The sequence below is a fragment of the Pseudomonas sp. ACM7 genome (genome assembly GCF_004136015.1).
In the GTDB taxonomy this organism is placed as follows: Bacteria; Pseudomonadota; Gammaproteobacteria; order Pseudomonadales; family Pseudomonadaceae; genus Aquipseudomonas; species Aquipseudomonas frigoris.
Genome location: NZ_CP024866.1, coordinates 1 through 22,652 on the forward strand (window position 1 = coordinate 1; position 22,652 = coordinate 22,652).

Annotated in this window: 19 protein-coding genes and 6 pseudogenes; 11 read left to right on the forward strand and 14 right to left on the reverse strand. The window is 58.2% G+C overall.

Features of this window, described 5'->3' with window-relative positions; translation table 11 throughout:
• Nucleotides 1-482 precede the first annotated feature (482 nt).
• A pseudogene (locus CUN63_RS31965) lies at nucleotides 483-698 on the reverse strand (YetF domain-containing protein); the annotation flags it as partial.
• Between the two features lie 28 nt (nucleotides 699-726).
• On the opposite strand from CUN63_RS31965, the gene CUN63_RS00010 reads away from it, so the two are divergent.
• Complete coding sequence (locus CUN63_RS00010) at nucleotides 727-1,350, forward strand: hypothetical protein (RefSeq protein WP_129436644.1); 624 nt, start codon at nucleotides 727-729, stop codon at nucleotides 1,348-1,350.
• 162 nt (nucleotides 1,351-1,512) lie between these two features.
• Here CUN63_RS00010 and mqo read toward each other — a convergent pair whose 3' ends face one another.
• Nucleotides 1,513-3,159: a malate dehydrogenase (quinone) gene (gene mqo / locus CUN63_RS00015; RefSeq protein ID WP_129436645.1), complete on the reverse strand. Its 1,647-nt coding sequence runs from the start codon at nucleotides 3,157-3,159 to the stop codon at nucleotides 1,513-1,515.
• 386 nt (nucleotides 3,160-3,545) lie between these two features.
• On the opposite strand from mqo, the gene ilvD reads away from it, so the two are divergent.
• Nucleotides 3,546-5,228: a dihydroxy-acid dehydratase gene (gene ilvD, locus CUN63_RS00020; RefSeq protein ID WP_129436646.1), complete on the forward strand. Its 1,683-nt coding sequence runs from the start codon at nucleotides 3,546-3,548 to the stop codon at nucleotides 5,226-5,228.
• 105 nt (nucleotides 5,229-5,333) lie between these two features.
• Here the strand turns inward: ilvD and CUN63_RS32590 are convergent, their stop codons facing one another.
• From CUN63_RS32590 to CUN63_RS00045, 6 genes and pseudogenes are all read right to left on the reverse strand, one after another.
• Nucleotides 5,334-6,197, reverse strand: coding sequence for a methyl-accepting chemotaxis protein (locus tag CUN63_RS32590; protein ID WP_371928240.1), 864 nt, complete (start codon nucleotides 6,195-6,197; stop codon nucleotides 5,334-5,336).
• Nucleotides 6,192-6,947, reverse strand: a pseudogene (locus CUN63_RS32595) (MCP four helix bundle domain-containing protein); the annotation flags it as partial. The pseudogene CUN63_RS32595 and the gene CUN63_RS32590, both read right to left, overlap by 6 nt.
• Before the next feature lie 164 nt (nucleotides 6,948-7,111).
• Complete coding sequence (locus tag CUN63_RS00030) at nucleotides 7,112-8,059, reverse strand: phosphatidate cytidylyltransferase (protein WP_129436648.1); 948 nt, start codon at nucleotides 8,057-8,059, stop codon at nucleotides 7,112-7,114.
• Entirely contained in the window at nucleotides 8,056-8,655 is a 600-nt protein-coding gene (locus CUN63_RS00035; protein ID WP_129436649.1) for a 1-acyl-sn-glycerol-3-phosphate acyltransferase, read from the reverse strand. The genes CUN63_RS00030 and CUN63_RS00035 overlap by 4 nt, the downstream gene beginning before the upstream one ends.
• Nucleotides 8,642-9,274 carry a CDP-alcohol phosphatidyltransferase family protein gene (locus tag CUN63_RS00040; protein ID WP_129436650.1) on the reverse strand — a complete coding sequence of 211 codons (633 nt, stop codon included), beginning with the start codon at nucleotides 9,272-9,274 and terminating at the stop codon, nucleotides 8,642-8,644. The genes CUN63_RS00035 and CUN63_RS00040 overlap by 14 nt, the downstream gene beginning before the upstream one ends.
• Nucleotides 9,275-9,386: 112 nt before the next feature.
• Nucleotides 9,387-10,089: pseudogene (locus CUN63_RS00045) on the reverse strand (DUF72 domain-containing protein).
• Between the two features lie 239 nt (nucleotides 10,090-10,328).
• Between CUN63_RS00045 and CUN63_RS00050 the strand changes: the two are divergent.
• From CUN63_RS00050 to msrA, 4 genes and pseudogenes are all read left to right on the forward strand, one after another.
• Nucleotides 10,329-10,760 (forward strand): nuclear transport factor 2 family protein, encoded by a 432-nt coding sequence (locus CUN63_RS00050; protein WP_111448695.1) that lies wholly within the window; start codon nucleotides 10,329-10,331, stop codon nucleotides 10,758-10,760.
• A 107-nt stretch (nucleotides 10,761-10,867) separates the two neighbouring features.
• Nucleotides 10,868-11,050 (forward strand): annotated as a pseudogene (locus CUN63_RS31970) (hypothetical protein); the annotation flags it as partial.
• Between the two features lie 11 nt (nucleotides 11,051-11,061).
• Nucleotides 11,062-11,463, forward strand: a complete 402-nt coding sequence (locus CUN63_RS00060; protein ID WP_129445029.1) for a GFA family protein — start codon at nucleotides 11,062-11,064, stop codon at nucleotides 11,461-11,463.
• A 79-nt stretch (nucleotides 11,464-11,542) separates the two neighbouring features.
• Nucleotides 11,543-12,049 (forward strand): peptide-methionine (S)-S-oxide reductase MsrA, encoded by a 507-nt coding sequence (msrA, locus tag CUN63_RS00065; RefSeq protein ID WP_129436651.1) that lies wholly within the window; start codon nucleotides 11,543-11,545, stop codon nucleotides 12,047-12,049.
• A 126-nt stretch (nucleotides 12,050-12,175) separates the two neighbouring features.
• Here the strand turns inward: msrA and CUN63_RS00070 are convergent, their stop codons facing one another.
• The 5 genes from CUN63_RS00070 to CUN63_RS00090 form a co-directional block, all read right to left on the reverse strand.
• Nucleotides 12,176-13,684, reverse strand: coding sequence for a tripartite tricarboxylate transporter permease (locus tag CUN63_RS00070; protein WP_129436652.1), 1,509 nt, complete (start codon nucleotides 13,682-13,684; stop codon nucleotides 12,176-12,178).
• A gap of 24 nt (nucleotides 13,685-13,708) precedes the next feature.
• A complete protein-coding gene (locus CUN63_RS00075) occupies nucleotides 13,709-14,203 on the reverse strand; it encodes a tripartite tricarboxylate transporter TctB family protein (protein WP_129436653.1) in 495 nt (164 codons plus the stop codon).
• On the reverse strand, nucleotides 14,200-15,171 hold the full coding sequence (locus CUN63_RS00080; RefSeq protein WP_129436654.1) for a tripartite tricarboxylate transporter substrate binding protein: 972 nt from the start codon (nucleotides 15,169-15,171) through the stop codon (nucleotides 14,200-14,202). Before CUN63_RS00080 ends, CUN63_RS00075 begins: the two co-directional genes overlap by 4 nt.
• A gap of 263 nt (nucleotides 15,172-15,434) precedes the next feature.
• Entirely contained in the window at nucleotides 15,435-16,523 is a 1,089-nt protein-coding gene (locus CUN63_RS00085) for a polyamine ABC transporter substrate-binding protein (RefSeq protein WP_129436655.1), read from the reverse strand.
• Nucleotides 16,524-16,574: 51 nt separating this feature from the next.
• Nucleotides 16,575-17,876: an FAD-binding oxidoreductase gene (locus CUN63_RS00090; protein ID WP_129436656.1), complete on the reverse strand. Its 1,302-nt coding sequence runs from the start codon at nucleotides 17,874-17,876 to the stop codon at nucleotides 16,575-16,577.
• Between the two features lie 148 nt (nucleotides 17,877-18,024).
• On the opposite strand from CUN63_RS00090, the gene CUN63_RS00095 reads away from it, so the two are divergent.
• Entirely contained in the window at nucleotides 18,025-18,960 is a 936-nt protein-coding gene (locus tag CUN63_RS00095) for a LysR substrate-binding domain-containing protein (protein ID WP_129436657.1), read from the forward strand.
• Nucleotides 18,961-19,045: 85 nt separating this feature from the next.
• On the opposite strand, the gene CUN63_RS00100 is transcribed toward CUN63_RS00095, so the two are convergent.
• Nucleotides 19,046-19,267 carry a hypothetical protein gene (locus CUN63_RS00100; RefSeq protein WP_129436658.1) on the reverse strand — a complete coding sequence of 74 codons (222 nt, stop codon included), beginning with the start codon at nucleotides 19,265-19,267 and terminating at the stop codon, nucleotides 19,046-19,048.
• Between the two features lie 217 nt (nucleotides 19,268-19,484).
• Here CUN63_RS00100 and CUN63_RS00105 point away from each other — a divergent pair, with 217 nt between their 5' ends.
• The 4 genes and pseudogenes from CUN63_RS00105 (at nucleotide 19,485) to CUN63_RS00120 (ending at nucleotide 22,141) form a co-directional block, all read left to right on the forward strand.
• On the forward strand, nucleotides 19,485-20,255 hold the full coding sequence (locus CUN63_RS00105; protein ID WP_129436659.1) for an alpha/beta hydrolase: 771 nt from the start codon (nucleotides 19,485-19,487) through the stop codon (nucleotides 20,253-20,255).
• A 129-nt stretch (nucleotides 20,256-20,384) separates the two neighbouring features.
• On the forward strand, nucleotides 20,385-20,642 hold the full coding sequence (locus CUN63_RS00110; protein ID WP_129436660.1) for a DUF2790 domain-containing protein: 258 nt from the start codon (nucleotides 20,385-20,387) through the stop codon (nucleotides 20,640-20,642).
• A gap of 153 nt (nucleotides 20,643-20,795) precedes the next feature.
• Nucleotides 20,796-21,421, forward strand: a pseudogene (locus tag CUN63_RS00115) (heavy metal response regulator transcription factor).
• Nucleotides 21,418-22,141, forward strand: a pseudogene (locus tag CUN63_RS00120) (ATP-binding protein). Before CUN63_RS00115 ends, CUN63_RS00120 begins: the two co-directional pseudogenes overlap by 4 nt.
• Nucleotides 22,142-22,652 lie beyond the last annotated feature (511 nt).

Genomic DNA, 22,652 nt, shown 5'->3' on the forward strand with positions numbered 1-22,652 from the left:
GATCAAGCAGTGGTGATGCTAACAGTACCGCCCTGGCGGTAACCCGCCCTATGCTGAGCGTGACTTGGACCGGCGCTGCCGGCACCCCGGTCGACGGTTCGCACACCATCACGGCGGCCCCCATCAGCAGTATCGGTCTTGAGATTCCGGTACCGGTGTCGGTGATTGCCTTTAACCTGGGCAAGCCGGTCACCATCAGCTACACCGTTACGCGCAACGGCCAATCGCAACCCTCGCAACCCTTTTCGCTGAACGTGCAGAGCATTCCCAACCAGGATGGCGCCTTGCCCACGCCGGCCATCGACCGTGCGGTGGGCAACGTGCTGGACGTTAACAGCCTGGTAGGCACCGAGTATCTGCGGGTGGCTCAATGGCCCTTCCAACTGTCAGGGCAGCGAGTCTGGCTGCGCTATGACGGCATCCTGGATAACGGCGCACCGACCGAGCAGGTCGTCTGGGCCGGTGTGCCGCATGCTTCGACGTCAGGGCCGATCTCGCTGGCCCCCAGGGACTGGCTGAAAACGCTCCAGGATCGCGAACTTGATCTGATCAAGGGTCTCGATGCCCTGACTCGAGCGTGCGGCCTCCATGATGTCGGCCTCGATCAATCGCGCGAGGCGCAGGCGTTATTGCAGCACCTTGCCGTTCTCGAGGATGATCGTCGGCCCGCCATCGATCAACTGCGATATCCATTGCGAGGGTAATCTCAAGAATCGAGGATAGGGAATGAGTATTTTCAGTCGAATAAAAACTTTCGTAAGACGTGGCCAGGCAGAGCAAGTTGCCGGCTACTCCATACCAGAGTTGAAGTCGGTTTTTGCTGAGCCTCTATCACGCCTCCCTCGGTCTCTGACCGACTATCCGCAAGGGGTATCTTTGGACGATATCGGTATCTCGGCCTATTACTCTGCTTTCTTAATCGGCAATGAAGACGCTCATAACTTTTCGGCACTCGTCGAATCGAATTTCAGGTTAAAGTCTGAAAAGCCATTCAACGACCTTCCCGTAAAACGTTACTCAGATATCCGAGAAAACAACCACCTGGTCTATTTCAGATCCGACGGAGAATTTAACTCAACAACGATCCGGATGGTTACGAACAGCGTCGAATTCCTGAACATCATTCAGCTTGAGAAATTGGCCGTTCCGCCACCCTGGATAGCGTTTGAGGGGTACAACCCTTTGTGGTGGGGAGGTGATATGCAAGGCGCTCAGGGTTACTACAACGACAACTACTTCTGGCCGTTCTTTATTGATTTAAGCGGAGCAGAAAGGGAAATTTATTACGCAAGGTTCGACGCGCCGAATGAATGGATAAATAGCTTGAAATTGATATACGACGTTGAATGATCGTTTACCTTTCTGGGGCCGCTTCGCAGCCCAACGGGGGCAAGCCCCCTCGCCACAAAAACTCGTCAGCCTTAGCATTTCGTAATCTGCAAGATCGAATTGCGGACACAAAAAAGCCCACTGACCGTCACCGATCCAGTGGGCTTTTGATCAGGCCTCTAGTTACAGAGCCATATCAGTAGCAGCATTAGCTTTTGGCGCCTTAGCCGGAGCAGCCGGAGCAGCAGCCGGAGCCACCATCTGACCAATCGCCGGCGGCGGAGTGAGCTGCAACACCTTGGCGGTGTAAGCCCACTCCTCAGCCACTTTCTCAGGGCTGCCATTCAACTGAGTGCCATAGCTAGGCACGATCTGGTGCAGCTTTTCCTGCCAGGCTGGCGAAGCCACCTTGTCCTTGAACACTTTCTGCAGCACGGTCAGCATGATCGGTGCAGCAGTCGAAGCGCCCGGCGATGCGCCAAGCAGACCAGCAATGGTGCCGTCTTGCGAAGCAACAATCTCAGTACCCAACTTCAGCACGCCACCAGCGGCTTCATCACGCTTGATGATTTGCACGCGCTGGCCGGCTTGCCACAGGCGCCAATCTTCGGCTTTGGCGTTCGGGAAGTATTCTTTCAGGGCGTTGAGGCGGTCTTCGTCAGACAGCATCAGTTGGCCAGCCAGGTACTCGACCAGCGGGTATTCCTTGATGCCGACTTTGGTCATTGGCCACACGTTGTGCGTGGTAGTAGTGGTCAGCAGGTCCAGGTATGAGCCTTCTTTCAGGAACTTGGTGCTGAAGGTCGCGAATGGGCCAAACAGGATGACGCGCTTGCCGTCCAGGACACGGGTGTCCAGGTGCGGAACCGACATTGGCGGTGCGCCAACGGAGGCTTTGCCGTAGGCCTTGGCCAGGTGCTGCTCGGCGATGGTCGGGTTCTCGGTCACGAGGAACGAGCCGCCTACCGGGAAGCCTGCGTATTCCTTGGCCTCAGGAATGCCGGACTTCTGCAGCAGGTGCAGTGCACCGCCGCCCGCGCCGATGAAGACGAACTTGGCGTCTGTTTCGGTTTTGGTGCCGTCTTTCAGGTTTTTGTAGCTGACGCGCCAGCTGCCGTCTGCGTTCTTGGTGATGTCTTGCACTTCGCTAGACAGCTTCAAGTCGAACTTCGGCGTGGTTTGCAGGTGCGCGACGAATTGGCGGGTGATCTCGCCAAAGTTCATGTCGGTACCGATCGGGCTCCAGGTGGCCGCGACTTTTTGGGTCGGGTCACGCCCTTCCATCATCAGCGGAACCCACTTCTTGATCACAGCCGGGTCTTCGGAGTACTGCATACCGGCGAACAGCGGGCTCGCTTGCAGGGCTTCGTAGCGCTTTTTCAGGAACTTGATGTTGTCATCGCCCCACACAAAGCTCATGTGTGGCGTGGAGTTGATGAACGAACGCGGGTTCTTCAGCACGCCTTGCTGAACCTGCCAGGCCCAGAACTGACGGGAGATCTGGAAGGCTTCGTTGATTTCAACGGCTTTCGGGATCTGAACGTTGCCTTTATCGTCTTCCGGGGTGTAGTTCAACTCGGCCAGGGCGGAGTGACCGGTACCGGCGTTGTTCCAGCCATTGGAGCTTTCCAGGGCGACGCCGTCGAGGCGCTCGACCATTTCCATCGACATACCCGGTTCCAGCTCATTGAGCCAGACACCGAGGGTCGCGCTCATGATGCCGCCGCCGATGAGCAGCACATCGACTTTCTTTGCCTCTTCCGCTTGCGCGGACGCGATCCCCATCGACAAAGCCAGCCCCAGCAGGGCCGTGTTCATTTTTTTAAACATGTGTAGCACCTATGATAAAACGCCATCCGCCCTTCCATCCTCATGCATGAGGCCCCCTGGTTCACGGCATGCAGGCAGCATGCTGTGGGTTGCGCACTGATCAGGATTGGAGGGTGGGCACACAAGGCCGACTTATGCATCGACCTCAGTTTATATGTCCCTACTGAACTGACTTTTTATCATTATTGGCTTCAGCTACTTGAGCGACAGTGATTCTGTTGGCGCGTCTCGAGAACGCGCAAACTGAATAGGTCAAAGCAAGTTGGGGCGAAGAATATCACGACCGGGCAAACCCGCGCGTCTGTTCCCGACTTGATAGTCCGGGCACGAGCGCTGAGCCCACTATACTCATCGTGATTTTCTCGACGAGCCTGCGAGGAGCAGTCATGAGCGACAAAACCGATTTGCGCAAATATTCCTCCCAAGTGGTCGACGGCGTGGAACGCGCGCCGGGACGATCCATGCTGCGCGCAGTGGGTTTCACGGACGAGGACTTCAAGAAACCGCAGATCGGCATCGCCTCCACCTGGGCGATGGTCACGCCCTGCAACATGCACATCGACAAGCTGGCGATTGAAGCCGAAAAAGGCGCGAATGCCGCTGGCGCCAAGGGCGTCATTTTCAACACGATCACAATTTCCGACGGCATCGCCAACGGCACTGAAGGCATGAAGTATTCGCTGGTGTCGCGGGAAGTGATCGCCGATTCCATTGAAGTCGTGGCCGGCTGCGAAGGCTTTGACGGCCTGGTGACCGTGGGCGGTTGTGACAAGAACATGCCGGGCTGCCTGATCGGCATGGCGCGGCTGAATCGCCCGTCCATTTTCGTCTATGGCGGCACCATCCGGCCGGGCGCTGGCCACACCGATATCATCTCCGTGTTCGAGGCCGTGGGTCAGCACGCGCGGGGGGATATCAGCGAGATTCAGGTCAAGCAAATCGAGGAAGTGGCGATTCCAGGCCCTGGTTCCTGCGGCGGCATGTACACCGCCAACACCATGGCTTCGGCAATTGAGGCGTTGGGCATGAGCCTGCCCGGTTCCAGCTCTCAGGACGCCGTCGGCAGCGACAAGGCGTCGGACAGTTTCCGCGCCGGTCAGCAGGTCATGGAGCTGCTCAAGCAAGACATCAAACCGCGCGACATCATGACCCGCAAGGCCTTTGAAAATGCGATCCGGGTGGTGATCGCCCTCGCCGGCTCGACCAATGCCGTGCTGCATCTTCTGGCCATGGCGCATGCCGTGGATGTCGAGCTGACGCTGGATGATTTCGTCGAGCTGGGCAAGGTGTCCCCGGTGGTGGCCGACCTGCGCCCCAGCGGTCAATACATGATGAGTGAACTGGTGGCCATCGGCGGCATTCAGCCGCTGATGAAGCGCATGCTCGCCGCCGGCATGCTGCACGGCGATGCGCTGACGGTCACCGGCAAAACCCTGGCTGAAAACCTGGAAAACGTGCCCGACTATCCCGAGGGACAGGACGTGATCCTGCCCTTCGACCAACCGATAAAAAAAGACTCCCATTTGGTAGTGTTGCGCGGCAACCTTTCGCCCACCGGCGCCGTGGCCAAGATCACCGGCAAGGAAGGCTTGCGCTTTGAAGGCACAGCTCGTGTGTATCACGGCGAGGAAGGTGCGCTGGCCGGCATCCTCAACGGCGAAGTCAAGGCCGGCGATGTGATCGTGATCCGTTACGAAGGCCCAAAAGGTGGCCCCGGCATGCGCGAAATGCTCTCGCCGACTTCGGCGGTGATGGGCAAAGGGCTGGGCAAGGACGTTGCCCTCATCACCGACGGCCGCTTCTCCGGCGGTTCACACGGGTTTGTGGTGGGCCATATCACGCCCGAAGCCTTTGATGGCGGGCCGATCGCGCTGATTGAAGACGGCGACAAGATCACCATCGATGCTGAAACACGGCAGATTTCGGTCGATGTTTCCGACGCCGAACTGGCCGAGCGCAAAACCCGCTGGGTGCGCCCGGAATCCAAGTACAAACGCGGTGTGTTGGCCAAGTACGCGAAGACCGTGTCCAGCGCCTCGGAAGGCGCCGTGACGGATAAATACCTCTAGATCAAAAGATCGCAGGCTGCGCCAGCTCCTACATCGATCGCGTACGTCTCGGATGTACGCGAATCCCGTAGGAGCTGCCGAAGGCTGCGATCTTTTAGCCCCGCATCAAAGCCGAAACCGATCCACCGACTGCGACAGCTTGCCCGCCAGGGTGGACAACTCATCGGTGGTCGAGGCGGTCCGGCCGATGATCTTGCTGTTGCCTTCGGACATGCCGGCAATCATTTCGACCTGATGGGCGATTTCATTGCTGGCCAGGCTCTGCTCACCGATGGTGCGGGTGATGTCGTTGACCAGTTGCGTGGTGTTCAGCGTGGCGTCGAGGATTTCGCGGATGGCGCGCTCGACGTCGGCGGTCACGGCCATGCCTTTGTCGACCTGCGCCACACCCGCCTCCATGCTGGTCACTGCCTCGCGGGTGCTTTGCTGGATGCGTGACACCATCGTGGCAATTTCCTGGGTGGAGGCGCTGGTGCGTCCTGCCAGGCTTCGCACTTCGTCGGCCACCACGGCAAACCCACGCCCTTGCTCACCGGCACGAGCGGCTTCGATCGCGGCGTTGAGCGCCAGCAGGTTGGTTTGATCGGCGATGCCCTTGATCACCTGAATGATGCTGAAAATCCCTTCGGACTCCTTGTCCAGCGTGCGGATCACCTGGGCCGATTGCTGCGCCGAACGCGCAATACCGTCCATGTCGTTGACCACCTGATGGATCACACGACCGCCATCCTTGGCCAGTGCCTCGGCCTGATTGGCCATGTTCAATGCGCGCTCGGCATGCCGGGTGATTTCCTCGATGCTCGCGGTCATTTCGCTGGCCGCCGCCGCCATGGTGCTGGCGGCTACGCTTTGTTGCTGGCTGCTACCGGCCACTTCGTGGCAGCCACTGCTCAATTGCTCACTCATGCCGCTCACGCCGTGGGCGTTGCTGCGCACGACTTCGATCATGGCGCGCAGGTCGCGCTGCATGGTCGCGAGGCTGCGAATCAGCGCGCTCGCTTCGTCGTTGTGTGTGGGCTCGACAATCGGCTCGCTCAGGTTGCCATGGGCGATGCTGTCGGCGATGCGGCTGGCGGTTTGCAACGGCCCCATGATGCTCAGCATCACCGAGCGCCCCTGGGCCAGCAGCAATAACAGGCTGGCAATCAGGACGCCGCCGAGGGTGAAATTGGCGTTACTGATGACTTTCTGAGTGCCGACACTGGTCTGTTGGGTATTGGTTTCGATCAGTTCGCTGAGGGCGGCCATCTGATCTTCCAGCTGGCTGAATACGCTACTGAAACTGCCCAGTTGTTGTTGCGCGGCCTCCGGATTTTCCAGCGCCAGCGCGACGATGCGTTCGGCTGCGCTGATGTAGGTATCGAGGCTGGGCTTGATCTTGTTCAGGCCCGCTTTAAGGGTGTCGTTGACCGGCAGTTTGAGGTTTTCACCGAGCATTTCACGAAAATGCGCCGCATGTTCCTCGGTGGAACTGCGCACCTCGGCTTTGCTGCTGGTGCTTTTACCCAACCCGACCAGCATCGCCGACAGCACGTCGGCGCGTAACGCGTCGTGCATCATGTCGGCTTCAAGGTGATTGCGCAGCACGGCCATACTGACCTCGTTGTCATTCACCGCCTCAGCCATCTGGGTGTTTCCCAGGTAACTGACCAGACTCATGATCAACGCGGTAATCAGCCCGGTGCCAATCAGCAGAATCAAACGTAATTTTATGGACACTCTGTGGATCCTCTCTCAGCACGTTTGTCAGTGGCGTAAAGCCAACTGCGGATTGGTTTGCTGAAAAGGTTATCGACTGGCACGAGTGGTTATTGAAGCGGATATCCATACGCGCATGTCTTTACGACATGCGGTATGTTTTTTCGGTTTTGAGGGCGCCTGAATCAGGCTGCAGAGAAGAAGTATCGCGTCAGGTGAAAGAAGATTGGTGCTGCGAAGCAAATCGAGTCCATCCGGTCGAGCATGCCGCCGTGACCTTTGATCATGGTTCCCCAGTCCTTGGCACTCAAACTGCGTTTGATCGCCGACATGACCAGACCACCGAGGAAGCCCATCACCACGATGACGAACGACATCATCAGCGATTGCCAGAAGCTGAAGGGAGTCATCCAGAACATGCAGCCGCCAATCAGCGTTGCAGACAAGCCGCCACCGACCAGTCCTTCCACCGTTTTTGACGGACTCACCAGCGGCGCGACCTTGTGTTTGCCGAAGAGCTTGCCGAACACGTACTGCAACACGTCACTCAACTGAACGACGAACACCAGATAGAACAGCAGCAGCGCGTTTTGGCCCGTGAATCCTTCCAGATCCAAAAGCAAAAGCGCGGGCGCATGGCTGATGCAATAAATGCAGATCATCACGCCCCACTGGATTTTTGCCGTCCTTTCCAGGAAGCCGTCAGTGTCCTGACTCAGCACCGCAATCGCCGGTAGCAGCAGGAATGAATACACCGGAATCAGCAGCGTGAACATCGAATACCAGTGAGTACCGATCAGAATGTATTGCAGCGGGATCAGGATGAAAAACGCCGAAAACAGGGCGTTATGATCACCCCGTCTGGTCGGTGTCAGGGTGATGAACTCCCTGAGCGCGAACAGTGAGATGAATCCGAACAGGACGACCGTTGCATTGCCGCCAAGCAGGTAGGAAGCGAAGAAGATGATGACCATCCCCCACCAGGCATTCACGCGCTGATTGAGGTTTTCGATGGTCGAGACAGCGCCTTCCGTTTTGGCCCACCGGGCCAGCAATCGACCGGCCAGCGAAGCAATCGCCAGCAAGCAGGCCAATCCAAAAAAGAACCACAAAAACTTTGCTTCAAGACTCATTTCGACAGCCCCACAATGGCGTTACGCGCGCGTTCCAGAAACACCTGTTTATCCTCGCCAGCAATCCTTTCCATCGGATTGCCGATACGGATCGTGCAGATGATCGGCAGAGGGACGTGTTTGCCTTTGGGCATGGAGCGATGAAGGTTTTCCAGGTAGATTGGCACCAGGTCGACATCGGGGAAGGTCTCGGCCAGCCGGAAAAGACCTGATTTGAATTCCCCGGGCAGTGCCTCGGATGAGCGAGTGCCTTCCGGAAAGAAGATGATCGAATGCCCCGCCTGCACCACATCGAAAATGGGCTCCAGCGCGTTTTTACCGGGCGCCGGTTTACGGTCAATCAGCACGGCATTCAGGCCTTTCTGGGAGATGTACGACAGAAACCGGTTCTTTCCCCAGTAATCGGCAGCGGCGATCGGCTTCACATTCAACCTGGCCTTGGGCGGCAGGGCCGCAATGATGGCCAAGGTGTCCATGTGACTGGTGTGATTGGCGAAATAGATTCGCTGACGCGTGAGATCCGGCGGGCTCTCCCACCTGGCCGTGACGCCAATCAGCAGTCGAAGAACAGAAATCAGCGCATTACTGATCCACATGGTCGGTCCCCTTCAGCTGCCTAGCGATCGCCAGCGTTCGTGTGACGCAGGTTGCGACTGAGCCAATGGCGATGACAGCCAGCGCGATCAACAGTATGTAGTGAGTGCCATAAACGTTTGCTTCGATGGCATTCAGCAGCAGTCCTGCGGTCATCACGGCCATTCGATGCTGCTTGGCCATAGGGCCGATGAAGGTCTGCTTGAGACCGATCGAGCCGCCGAACACCCTGACATAAGCAGTAAGTGCAGCGGCCAGGGCAGCGAACCATCCGAGGTCGGATTGGCCAATGGCATACCCCAACCCTACGATCAGCAGGCTGTCGGCAATCCGGTCCGGGAATTCGTTGTAGAGACTGCCGATGTCGGACTTCTTGCCACCCTCTATCGCCACCATCCCATCGAAGAGGTTGCACAGCAGGCGCAACTGAATACCGATCGCGCAGCAGATCGATCCAATGACACCGCTATCAATATTGAGCGCCACGACGCCGGCAAACGCGAAGGCGATGCTGGCGACGGAGATCTGATTGGGGGAAATGTCTCTTTTCACCAGAATGTCGGTGATGCGTTTTGCCCAGCCCGCAGAGCGCGTCTTGATGGGCCTTCTGTTGTCATCCACTAGCCAATATCCCTATAAATGATGAGTTACTACATGTTGCATTGTAATGGCGAGTCGTGCCGACTACACCCGGCAATTGAAGACTTTGCTTCGGTTGTGGTCTTTGGTTTTTTCATGAGCGATCAGGAACCCCAGCAATACCGAACTCGTCGATGTGCGCCTGCAAAGCCAGGGCATTGCCCAGTGCAAAACCGCTGGCGGTGTTATCGAAGATGCACCAGGTGGGGAGCCCCGCCTGCGCCGCTTTTTGCATTTGCTGCGCCAACGCCTGCAATCGATCCGGCTCATAGTCACTGTGATAAATGCGTGGCGAGCCATGCAGCCGCCAGTATTGAATGCCAGGCCAGCCACCCGGTGTCCCACCACCTGGCATCGGCGACGGATCAGCCGCGACTCGCCCGACTTTCTGCTCCACCAATAAAGCGTCTGCGTTCAGCCAGGTTTCATGCCGAGGCTCGAGTACCAAAGCCCCTGCATATCGCTGCCGCAAAGCCAGGAAGAACTGTGTGGCGGTGCCCTCGTCGTAAGACAGCGACGGCGGCAACTGAACCAGAAGACAACCCAACGAATTGCCAAGCGCCGTGCACTGGGAAAGAAACTCGTCCAGCAGCTGCTCGCAACCCTGCAATCGCTGCACATGAGTGATGAGTTTGGGCACCTTCACCGAAAACCGAAAACCGAAACGGCACTGGTACCGATTGCGCCCAGCGTAAATACGTTTGTGGGCGATGCGGTCGATAAAACGAGCTGTTGATTTCTACCGCTGTCAGCTGCGACGCATACCGCTGCAAATGCGTGCCGTGGGCAGGAAACATCGGCCAGTGCTCACGAGGCAGGTTCCAGCCCGCACAACCGATGTGAAACAACGAACCCAGCGTCGTCCCGGCCAAGAGTTTTCACCTTCTTTTTTTGGAACAGCGTCCCGACCTTTAACTTCGAGACAGGCCCTCAACGCAAGTTCGTTTTTTCCTTGGTCGCATGCTAGGTTGTACGACGACCGACGAGTGACGTTTTCACTCTCGCTCCGACGACCCACAACAACAAGGAAACACCCATGAAAAAAGTGAAACTGCTGATTGGATTCTTGTGCCTCTTCAGTGGCTATGTAGCAGCCGCCCCCGCTTCCGCGGACAAGGATGTTGCGCAAGCCGTCGATCATCTGACGCAAGCCATGTTGCACAAGAACATTGCCGAACTGAAAGCGCTGACCGCCGAGAACCTGACCTACGGGCATTCCAGCGGGAAGATCCAGGACAAGAAAGCATTCATCGACGATATCGAAACCGGCAAAAGCGCGTTCAAAACGTTAGAGATGCAGAACCAGACCATCACCATATCGGGTGACGTGGCGTTGGTGCGCCATCACTTCTCGGCACAAGCGCTCAAAGGCACCGAAGTGGTTCCGACCGAAATCGAGAACTTCCAGATTTGGCAAAAACAGAAAGGCCACTGGTTGCTGGTAGGCCGACAAGCGTTCAAGTTCTGATTTTTGTGTAACCAAGGGGACACCTGTTAGCCAGGCTACGCGTGTCCTCTGCTCTCTTCTTTTGCCTGCAAGACGTACCGGGCAAGTTCTGATACCGCGCGAGGGCAAACCTGGCCTTGATCGGAGCGTTAAGCGGTGGTGAAGTCGATCACACGGAGTGCATGGTGCGCGGCGGCAATGTCTGTCGATTCAAACTGCGACCACTCGTAGAAAAGGCCAGTGAGCCTGATGTTTCACCCAACTCGCCAAACTCCACACCAGACCGCTACAGTGATGCGACCGACACCTGAGAAACATGAACATGGATGGACTCCACCAAGGAAGTTGCCTGTGCGGCGCTGTGAAATATCGAGTGGCCACCGAGCTGAAAGCGGTTACCCATTGCCATTGCAGCCAATGTCGCAAGGGCCACGGGGCAGCCTTCGCGACGTATGCGAGCGCACCCAGGTCGGCGATTACGATCATTGCGGATGTCGAGACGCTGAAAACCTATCACTCGTCCGAAGGTGTCGCCCGACAGTTCTGTGGCGATTGCGGCGCTTCGCTGTTCTGGTCTGATTCCAAAGGCGAGTTTTCGGATTGGATGTCCGTGGCGATAGGCACGCTGGATACGCCGTTCCTGAGTGAAAAACAGAAACACGTGTGCGTTGCATCGAAAGCGCCGTGGTATGAGATTGAGGATCGCTGGCCAAGAGTTGAGTGAGCTTTTTCGGCCAAAAGGCGAAACTACTTGAGGTACATTGATACCTGATCCCAAATTCACTGATGGGAGGGACCGTACTATGACGACGCGAACTGAAACTGCCATCCTGGCCGGTGGTTGCTTCTGGGGCATGCAGGATTTGCTGAGACGCTACCCCGGCGTGCTATCCACGCGGGTAGGCTACTCGGGCGGCGATGTGCCCAATGCGACTTACCGCAACCATGGCACGCACGCGGAAGCGATCGAGATCGTGTTCGATCCGGACCAGATCAGCTATCGCCAGATCCTCGAGTTTTTCTTTCAGATCCACGACCCGACGACGAAGAATCGTCAGGGCAACGATGTAGGTATGAGCTATCGCTCGGCACTCTTCTATCTCAACGATGAACAGAAGCAGGTGGCCGAGGACACCGTGGCCGACGCTGATGCATCTGGCTTGTGGCCCGACAAGGTCGTCACTGAAATCGTGCCCGTAGGCCCGTTCTGGGAAGCAGAGCCGGAACATCAGGACTACCTCGAACATTATCCCAACGGTTACACCTGCCATTTCATTCGGCCAGACTGGAAACTGTCTAAACGACGGTGATGGTGAGGCCAAAAACGGTCCCCCCGACGACTGTTGGCGAGACTGCTTCACGCCGAATACCCATCTGGTTTAACCAAAGCACCCCGTGCAGCCTGCCTTCCCGGCAGGCTGCGCTGGCCAATTCGCTCAATCGTCCTCATGCAACTTGATACCGCGGGCGTGAAGCAGGTGCGGAACCACCAGCACCAGCAGCGTCAGCGCGAGGAACGCGGCCGATATCGGTTGCGTGACAAACACCAGCCAGTCTCCCTCGCTGATGGACAAGGCGTTGCGCAGCTGCTTCTCAGCCATGGGCCCGAGCAGCATGCCGACGATCACCGGTGCGACGGGAAAATCGAAACGACGCATCAGCACCCCGCCCCAACCGATCGCCAACATCAGCAACAGATCAAAGGAAGAGTGACGCATGCCGTACACACCGATGGTGGCAAACACCAGAATGCCGGCGTTCAGGTACGGCCGCGGAATCTGCAGGAGTTTGACCCAGAGGCCCACCAGCGGGAGATTCAACACCAACAGGATCACGTTGCCGACATACAGCGAAGCCACCAGGGTCCAAACCAGCTCCCCTGAAGTCTGGAAGAGCATCGGCCCCGGCTGCAGGTTGTAGTTCTGGAACGCGGCCAACAGAATCGCCGCCGTGGCGGACGTCGGAATGCCGAGCGTCAGCAGAGGCACCAAAGAACCCGTCGCGCTCGCGTTGTTGGCCGCCTCGGGACCGGCAACCCCCTCGATCGCCCCCTCGCCCTTGCTGCCCGCAAACTCTTTCGGGTACTTGCTCAATTTACGTTCCGCCGAATAGGACAGGAACGTTGGAATTTCAGCGCCCCCTGCGGGAATCGACCCGAATGGAAAACCGATCAATGTGCCCCGTAGCCAGGCGGGGACCGAGCGTTTCCAGTCAGCGCGCGTCATCCACAACGAGGTCAAGCGGTGCCGACCGGACGCTTCTTCTTTTTGATACAGCAGGCTGTACAAGGCTTCACCTACGGCAAACAAACCGACCGCCACGAGCACGACTTCGATGCCATCAACCAACTCCGGCACCGCCAAGGTGTAGCGGGCAATGCCCGAGGTCGAGTCCAGGCCGATCAAGCCGATGGTCAGTCCAATCCCGAGTGAGACAAAACCACGCAGCATCGAAGCGCCGAGTACCGCAGACACCGTCGTAAAGGACAACACCAGAATCGCGAAATACTCGGCAGGACCAAACTTGAGCGCCAGCGTGGCAACAACAGGGGCAAACAACGTCAGCAACACCGTCGCGATGGTGCCGGCAACAAATGAGCCTATCGCGGCCGTTGCCAGGGCCGGCCCTGCCCGGCCATTGCGCGCCATGAGATTACCTTCCAGGGCCGTGACCATGGAGGACGATTCTCCGGGCGTATTGAGCAGGATCGAGGTGGTCGAGCCGCCAAACTGCGCGCCGTAATAGATACCGGCGAACATGATCAAGGCGCCCGTCGGATCGACCTTGGCGGTGATTGGCAGCAGCAGCGCCACCGTCAACGCCGGCCCAATACCCGGCAATACACCAATGGCGGTGCCGAGCAAACAGCCGATAAAGCCCCACATCAAATTGATCGGTGTCAGCGCAGCGGAAAAACCAATGGCCAGGTTCGCGAGAGTTTCCACCTTGTTTACCTCCTTCGGCCCGGGTCAGATCCAGGCATTGACAAGGGGCGGCAGGGAAACCCCTAGCCCGGCGTTGAACAGCCAGTAAATCGGCAGGGTCAAGGCAATGCCGATGGCGAGGTCACGCACCGGACGGCGACTGCCAAACCCCCGCGCCGAACAGGCAAACAGCAGCCCGGCGGCCAATACGAAGCCGATGAGGTTGATCAGCACGGCCACCCCCACAAGTCCCGCCGTCACCCAGGCTGCGCCGGATTTGCCGCCGGGCAGCGCTTGGGCAGCTTCGTCGCTGTGGTCTGCCAGCTCGCGAAAACCACCGGTGACGGCCTGATAACACAGCAACAGACCGACGACGCCCAGGAACACCGCGACGGCGTACGGATAGACATGGGCCCCCAGGATGACGAACCCCATCTCGGGCGGAAACCGGAATGCGCCCACCGCCAACACGGCGCTGATGGCAATCACTCCGGCGCCGATCGCCAGTTGCACCGGCACGATTGCGCGAGACTGAGTCATTTCGAAACCAGCCCGACCTCGACCAGCATCGCACGCAGCCGCACATGCTCTTCGTCGACGAATTTGCCGAACTCATCGCCGGTCAGGACGTTGGGTGACCATTTGTTGGTGTCTATATTTTCTTTCCAGACTTTGCTGTTGGTGGCGGCCACGACGGCGTCGATCACTTCTTTGCGCTGCTCAGGCGTGAGGTTCGCGGCACCGTAAACACCCCGCCAATTGCCGATGGTCACGTCGTAGCCTTTCTCTTTTAGGGTCGGTGCATCGATACCTTCAATGCGTTCTGGCGCGCCGATGGCGAGTACACGGAACTGGCCGTTTCTGATGTATTGGCCAAGCTCGGCATAACCACCGGTGATCACCTTGATCTGCCCGCCCAATGCCTGAGCAACGACTTCACCCCCACCCGCGAAGGCGACGTAATTCACCTTGTTGACCGGAACACCCATTTTCGCGGCCAACTCGGCAATGCCGATGTGATCGATCGACCCCTTGGAGCCACCGCCCCAGGAAATACTGGTCGGCTTGTCTTTGAAGACTTTCAGCAAGTCCTCCAGGGTTTTGAATTCAGACTCCTTGCGGACGGCGATCACGTTGTATTCGGTAAACAGCCGGGCAATCGGCGTTACGTCCTTCAAGGTGATTTGCGGTTTGTTCTGTTCAATGGCAGTGACCATGATCGCGCCGACAACCAGCAGCGCGTTCGGATCGCCCTTGGTGCTGTTGGCGAACTGCGCCAGCCCCAACGTCCCCCCTGCTCCGCCCTTGTTCTCGAAGGTGGTGGATTTGGCCGTGTTGGCCTCGATCAAGGCTTTGCCCAGAACCCTGGCGGTCTGGTCATAGCCGCCACCCACAGAACCCGGGGCCATGAACTTGACGGTGTCCAGCGCAAAGGCCGGTGTCGCGAGCGCGGCAGCGGTCATTCCTACTGCCATGTAGCGGCTGAATCGACTAAACAAAGCGAACATGCGTTTTCTCCCGAGACTTTTTGTTTTTATGGGCACCCATTGAACGTCGATCAGGGAGCAAACCCTGATCAATGAATATCCATCTCGGGATAAGCGTAGGCCATGGTTAGGGCGATGACATGCAACGAAGAATCTCTTGGAGTAAGCCTAATGCCAATCAGTTAAGCAGTTTCAGCTGCGACGCACTTCCTTGTAGATTGCATTGCGGGTTAACTGACTGACGTTAGGTCTGCACTCCTGAGTGCGGGATCGTGCCGATGTTGTTATGTATTGGTTTTCAACTTGGTCCACAGACGAGTAGTCAACCGTGCGATGGCAGCGGGGAGTTCCTCGACGGTAAACAACTTGTCCAACACACGTGTCGGAGGGTAAATCGCCAGATCCTGCTTCACGGCCGGAACAACATACTGATCCGCCGCAAGGTTGGGGTTGGCGTAATGGATGCTGTTGCTGATGTTGGCAATGACTTGAGGTGTCAGCAGGTAGTTCATATAGGCGTAGCCATTCTTCTCGTGCGGCGCGCTCTTTGGCATGACCACCATGTCGAACCACAAGGTGGAACCTTCGTCAGGGATCGAATAGGCGATGTCGATGCCGTTGTTGGCTTCCTTGGCGCTGGCGGCCGCCTGCACGATGTCGCCATTGAAACCGATCACCGCGCAAACATTGCCGTTCGCCAGGTCGCTGATGTATTTGGAGGCGTGGAAATACTGGACGTAAGGTCTGATTTTGAGCAGCGCCTGCTCGGCTTTCTTGTAATCCGCCGGCTCGTGGCTGTAGGGCGACAGCCCCAGGTAATTCAGGGTGATCGGCAGGATCTGCGTAGGGTTATCGATAATCGCCACGCCGCACTGGCTCAACTTTTTGATGTTGTTTTCATCAAAAAACAGGTTCCAGGAATGAGTGACATCGGTGTTGCCGAAGATCGCCTTGATCTTCTCGACGTTGTAGCCAATACCCGCCGTGCCCCACATGTACGGATAACCGTACTGGTTGCCCGGATCATTGACCTCGAGTTTTTTCATCAGCGCCGGGTCAAGGTTTTTCCAGTTGGGCAGCTGGCTTTTATCGAGTTTCTGAACCGCCCCGGCTTTGATCAATCGGGACAGAAAATGGTTCGAAGGGCTCACCACGTCATAGCCGGTGTTGCCGGTCATCAGCTTGGATTCCAGCACTTCGTTGCTGTCGTGAATGTCGTACGTAGCCTTGATCCCCGTTTCCTTGGTGAACGTAGTCAAGGTGTCGTCGGCAATGTAGCCGTTCCAGTTTGAAATATTGACGACTTCGTCAGCGTAAGTGGCTGCCGACAATGTCGACAGCACGACCATCAGGGAAATGTTATTGACGCGCATGTTCAATCACCGTGTGTTTGATGAGTTTTTATTGTTTGATCGCCGGGTGTTCTAGATTTCTGTTTTGGCCCTGACCGCCTCCACGCGCATTCGAAGCATGGCACCGATATCGAGCAAGGGCCGCGGTGGCAGCCAGCCCGGCTGGGCTCTGCGCATCACTGATTCGAGGATGGGCGAGCTGTCACCCGATGCCAGTTCGGCGAGCAAGCGTCCCCAAAGGGTGCCGCGTGCGACGCCCGAACCATTGCAGCCGGCCACCGCAAACACACCTTCGTCGACCTTGGCAAAATACGGTTGCCCGGTGCGTGAAGCGCTCAAGTGTCCGGTCCAGGTGTATTGAATGTCCTGCTCGTTCAAGAACGGGAAGCGTCGTTGCAAGCCGAGCACATGGTGTTTGCGACGGTGCAGCAGCTCACTGTCGGATAAATCCCGAGAACGGTATTCCGCCGTGTTGCGGATCATCACGCGGCGGTCCGGGGTCAGTCGCACCGTAGCGCCCAGGGGTCGGGTGGACAGCACGCCCCAAGGCTCAACCGCGCCGATGGACTTGAACTCGGCGTCGCTGAGCGGCCGTGTCAGGCTGGCGCTGAGTTCCATCGGGAACGTCCCGCTGTCTTCTATCCCGGAGCGCGGGATGAACGCGTTCAGGCACACCAGGACTTGCCTGGCCTCGATGCTTCCATCGGTGCCATTGGCGCGAATACGCCCTTTACCCAAACGCTCCAGGCCGGTGATATCGGTGTTTTCAAACAGGGTCACCGTGTCCGGCAGCGTATCCAGCAGGCCCTTCACGTATTTCGCGGGTTGCAGCAGTGCGTTGCCATTGCCGCACCAGATCGCGGCCCGGTAATGCGCGGTGCCCAGTTGTTTGCTCAGCGTTTCACCTTCCAGAAAGTGCGCAGAGGCACCGACAGCGCTTAGCGTTGCCAGTTTGGCCGCGACATCGGTCAACTTGCCGGGATCGTTGACGGCGAAGAAGTAGCCCGATTCCCTGAATTCACATTCGATGCCCAGACGAGCGATGCGTCGGCGCACTTCGTCACTGGCGGCACGGGAAATCGAGGTATCGACTTCAAAACCGGCAAAACCCGGGTTGCCGATCAGCTCATCCTTGGCCGGATGTTCGTGACCCACCACGAAGCCCGAATTGCGCGCCGAGGCACCCTGTGCAGCCCGTTGTCTGTCGACAATCACGATCCGCGCCTGAGGGTGCATTTCAGCGAGTGTGTGAGCGGCGCACAGCCCGGTGATACCGGCACCGACAATCAGCCAGTCGGCTTTTTGCGTGCCTTTGAGAACATCGCGAGCGGGAGAGCTCCCCGCCTGCGCAATCCAGCCACATACATTGGTCATGCATCACCTCATTACCTGTCGTTCTGCAAGCACCGCACATGACGTCATCGCATGAGTATTTCCGGCGGGCGCTGGCTAGAGCTAGAATCTATAAGGCCTGTAGTGATACAACCAACGTTAAAAAATCATCGAGCCATTCAAAAAACGCATGGATAAAATTCACCACGTTCCTTCTCTCCAGGCCTTGCAGGCGCTGGTCGAGGTCGCAGGCTCGGGCAGCTTCACGCAAGCGGCGCAAAAGCTGTGCCTGACCCAAAGCGCAGTGAGCCGAAAAATCCAGCAGTTGGAGAGCCACTTCGACTTGCCGATGTTCGTACGGAATAGCCGCAGTGTTCGACTGACGCCGGAAGGCGAACAGGTGCTTGCGACCGCCCGAAGTATCCTGGCGCAACTGAAAACCCTTGAAGATCGGCTGACACCGCAAAAACGACCCTTCCGCATACGCATGCATGTGTCGCTGGCGGTTCGATGGTTGCTGCCTAAGTTGAGCGAGTTCTATCGAAGTCATCCGCAGATTTCGCTGTCGATCGAAACCGTGGCCACGGAAGTGGTGGAGCCGGCCATCGACAGCGACGCCTACATCCTCTATCTGCCCGGGCCGTCCCGCGACCCTGACTGCCTGACCTTGTTCGAGGAGGCACTGGTGCCGGTGTGCGCCCCAAGCCTGGGTAGCACGACCCAGCCGTTGGAATCGGTGGCAGATCTCGTGCGTTTCCCGTTGCTGCATCGCTCGGCGGACAAGCATGACTGGTTCCGGTGGCTGCAAGCCAATGGCGGCCAGTCACTCGAGGACTACCGCCACATCCCCTTCAACCTCGACGAGTTGGCGCTCGATGCGGCGGCGCGAGGGCTGGGGGTCGCCATGACTGACCTGACCCTGGCAGGCGAATCAATCGAACGAGGCGTGCTCGTCGTTCCATTCGGCCACCCCTTGAAGACCCGCGGCATTTACGCCTTGAACCTGCAACCTTCCGCCGCCGCTCATCCAGCCTGCTCGCTGATCATGCAGTGGTTTGCCCAACAGGCCGAACAGCCATCGTCGGATCGCCGCCCGGAGACAAGCTCGCTCCCACATTGGATCTAGCCACAACGAAGATCCCTGTGGGAGCGAGCTTGCTCGCGATGGCGCCCGCTTAGACACCAAAAATCGCAAAAACAAAACTGGATGCCTATGTTCCGCGCCCCAACCCTTGTGTCGCATTGGCAAAAGCAGCGCTCGCCTCTTGAACCAGCTTGCGCCACTCAACGCTGTTGATGAGTCCGGTGCGCTCCATCTCATCGGCAGCCTTGAGCAGTTCGTCGTACTGTTCTTCACAATCCATCCGGATCTGGGGCTCTTTCAGGAGCTGATACCAGGCCGCCAGGGCATCGCTCTTTTGATCATCACTCATGCTCAAACTCCCAAAGACAGTCTTCATTTGGAAGTTTTCTCATGGGTGGCGTTCCTCGCTCCCGACATACGGCAGTCAGGCATAAAGCCAGTCGCGCCGTGCATTACAAACTTGTCATTGAGTTGTCAGCGTAGCCAGCACCCTCGCTTCATACAGTGGCGTCGTCAGTCACCCACCGCGGGTGACACACCTCACACTGATGACAAGGGTCGACACCATGAAAGCAATGAGCAAACTCTGCCTGATCGCCGCCAGCCTGTTGATGCTGGGCACCGGTTCCGCCATGGCCAGCAACATCGCGCCGGTCAAGGCCAACAACGTCGTGCTGGTGCACGGTTCCTGGGCCGATGGTTCGAGCTGGTCGGATGTGATCACCCGGTTGCAGGCCGCCGGCTTGCACGTCACTGCGGTGCAAAACCCGTTGACCTCGGTCGCCGACGACGTTGCCGCCACGCAACGCGTGCTCGATCAGCAAGACGGTCCGACCGTGCTGGTCGGCCACTCCTACGCCGGCACCGTGGTCAGTGAGGCCGGGGTCAATCCGAAAGTCAGTTCGCTGGTTTACGTTGCAGCCCGAGCACCGGACGCAGGCGAGGACTTCGTCGCGCTGTCGGCCAAGTACCCGACCATGCCCGTGCGCGCCGGCACCGAGGAACACGATGGTTTCATCAGCTTGAAGCAAGACGCCTTCCTCAAGTACTTCGCCAGTGACGTGCCCCACGACAAGGCGATGGAACTGTTTGCCGTCCAGCAACCGATCGCCAAAACCCTGTTCACCGACCGCACCACCGCTGCCGTCTGGCACACAAAACCGTCCTGGTACGCGGTCTCCAGCCTCGATCAAACCATCAACGCGGACCTGGAACGCATCCTTGCCAAGCGCATGAACGCGACCACCATCGAGCTGCCGTCGAGCCATCTGTTTTTGGTCTCCCACTCCAAAGAAATCGCTGACCTGATCCTCGAAGCCGCTGGTCGCCAACCGTAACTTCGGCGCCGTTTCAATACAAAATTGTCATTCAACTGTGGGTCGGCTGTGCGGATCGCCTGGTTAACCTGAATCCACTGCCAGGCAACCCGTCGGTAGCCAATCCGCCTCTGAATAGAAGGAATCATCATGAAAATGTTAATCCTCGGTTTTGCTGCTCTCCTCGCCACCGGTTCGGCGTTTGCCGACACCCAGACCACCGAACCTGTCGTCCACGACAAGACCGGTTTCTTCGTCAACCTGGATATCGCCAAAGACCTGTCCAGCAACATCATCTCGGAAGAATGCGGCATCGTCCCCGCGCAGCTGATTTACCTCGACCATCAGGGTCGCAAGCACGTGTTGGATTACCAGATCCAGGGCATGGGTTGCATTGGTGATAACTGATCAGACGCCTGTACTCACAGAGGATCGGGCTACACTGGCGCTACTGGCTGACCTCTGTAGCCCGCCGCCGCGACATGTATGTTGCCGACACCGAACCAGGCAGATCCCATGAACATCCTCGTAGTCGAAGACTAACCCAAAGCAGGCAATTACCTGCTCAACGGCCTGCAGGAACTCGGCTACTCCGTCAGCCTGGCCCGCGATGGGGTCGATGGCTTGCACCTGGCCCTGGAGCACGATTTCGACGTCATTGTGCTGGACGTCATGATGCCGAAAATGGATGGCTGGGAAGTCCTGCGCCGCTTGCGCAAGGAAACCGACACCCCGGTGCTGTTTCTCACGGCCCGCGATGACATCGCCGACCGCATCAAGGGCCTGGAACTGGGCGCCGACGATTACCTGATCAAACCGTTTTCCTTCGCCGAACTGGTGGCGCGCCTGCGCACCCTGACCCGGCCCGGTCCCACCCGGGAAGAGGAACAGTGCAAGTCGCCGACCTGCAAATCGACGTGCTCAAACGCCGCATCACCCGTGCCGGCGTGCGAATCACACTGACCAACAAGGAGTTCGCCCTGCTGCACCTGTTCGCCACGCACCAGGGCCAGGTTCTGTCTCGCTCGATGATCGCTTCGCGAGTCTGGGACATGAATTTCGACAGCGACACCAACGTCGTGGATGTCGCGGTGCTGCGCCTGCGGTTGAAAATCGACGACCCGTTCCAACTCAAATTGATTCACAGTGTGCGCGGTATCGGCTATCGCTTCGATACGCAACCATGACCTCCCGCCTTCGCCACTCATTAACGCTGCGCCTGGCACTGGTGTTTGCCTTGCTCGCCTTTGTCTCGCTGACTCTGCTGGGTGTGGCGTTATACCGGGATCTGGAGCGCGAGCTGATCCGTCGCGACGACGCCGCGCTGGTGAATCGCATTGATCAACAGCGCACCTTCCTCAACGACAGCAACACGCTGGACCTGATCAAGACCAAACCGGCGCTGTTCCAGAACATGCTCGGCAACCGCGAGGCGCTGCTGACCATCGGCGCCCCCGGACAAAAACCCTTGCTGGTGGTCAACCCCGGAAACCTCGCCGTGCCGTCGCTGGCACCGGTGGCCATGGACCATCCGTTGGCGCTGGCCGACGTGCAGCATTACCCGAGTGTGGGCGGCGTGCCCTTCGCGGCGCTGGCGGCGACCATCGACTCCGGCGACCTGGGCAGCCTGCAAGTGGCGCCACACCCGCCGCTGACGGCATCCGCCTGCAAGTGCGCAACCACGGCGCAACCACGGCCCGACCATCCCCGCCGAACACTTGTCCAGACTGTTCGAGCGCTTCTACCGCGTCGACGAATCCCGCGAACGCTCGGCGCACTCCAACGGCCTGGGCCTGTCGATCGTGGCGACGATCATGCAGCTGCACAATGGGGCTTACAGCGTTAGCAGCAGCGAGGGCATCACGTGCTTTGAGCTGTTCTTTCCGGCGCGGCAATTGGATGAGTAAGGTCGAATCAGGGTGGGAACGATCAAGCCCGGACGTGTACCTAATGCAGTTCACTTAAGAAAAGTTTGGGATGGGATGGGGTACATATCCATTTCTGCGGTAGCGGCTGCTGGCGGTTTCGCTTTTACAGCGAGTCACTTGGAAATACGGAATGCCGCCCAACCCCAAGTAACCAAGGGCTCTTGCCCCGCCATTCGGTGCCGCGCCCAGGCTCGGCATGCCCTCACTCCGGCATTGCTCCGGGGGCCCGCCGCCATCGGCCATCCATGCCGAGGTGCCCCCTGCGCAACGCCTGCGTTCGGCCTCTGGAAAAGGGGCGGCAGATCTGAAGCCAAAGCAAAGCAACAGCAACAGCAAGAGCAACAGCAACAGCAACAGCAACAGCAACAGCAAGATCAAAAGATCGCAGCCTCGCTTCGCTCGACAGCTCCTACAGGGAAATGCGTTCACTTGAAGTCAGGCCGGCCGGTAGGCCGCCTCGCTTTGGCGTTTGCGGTGCACGCCCCCTCGA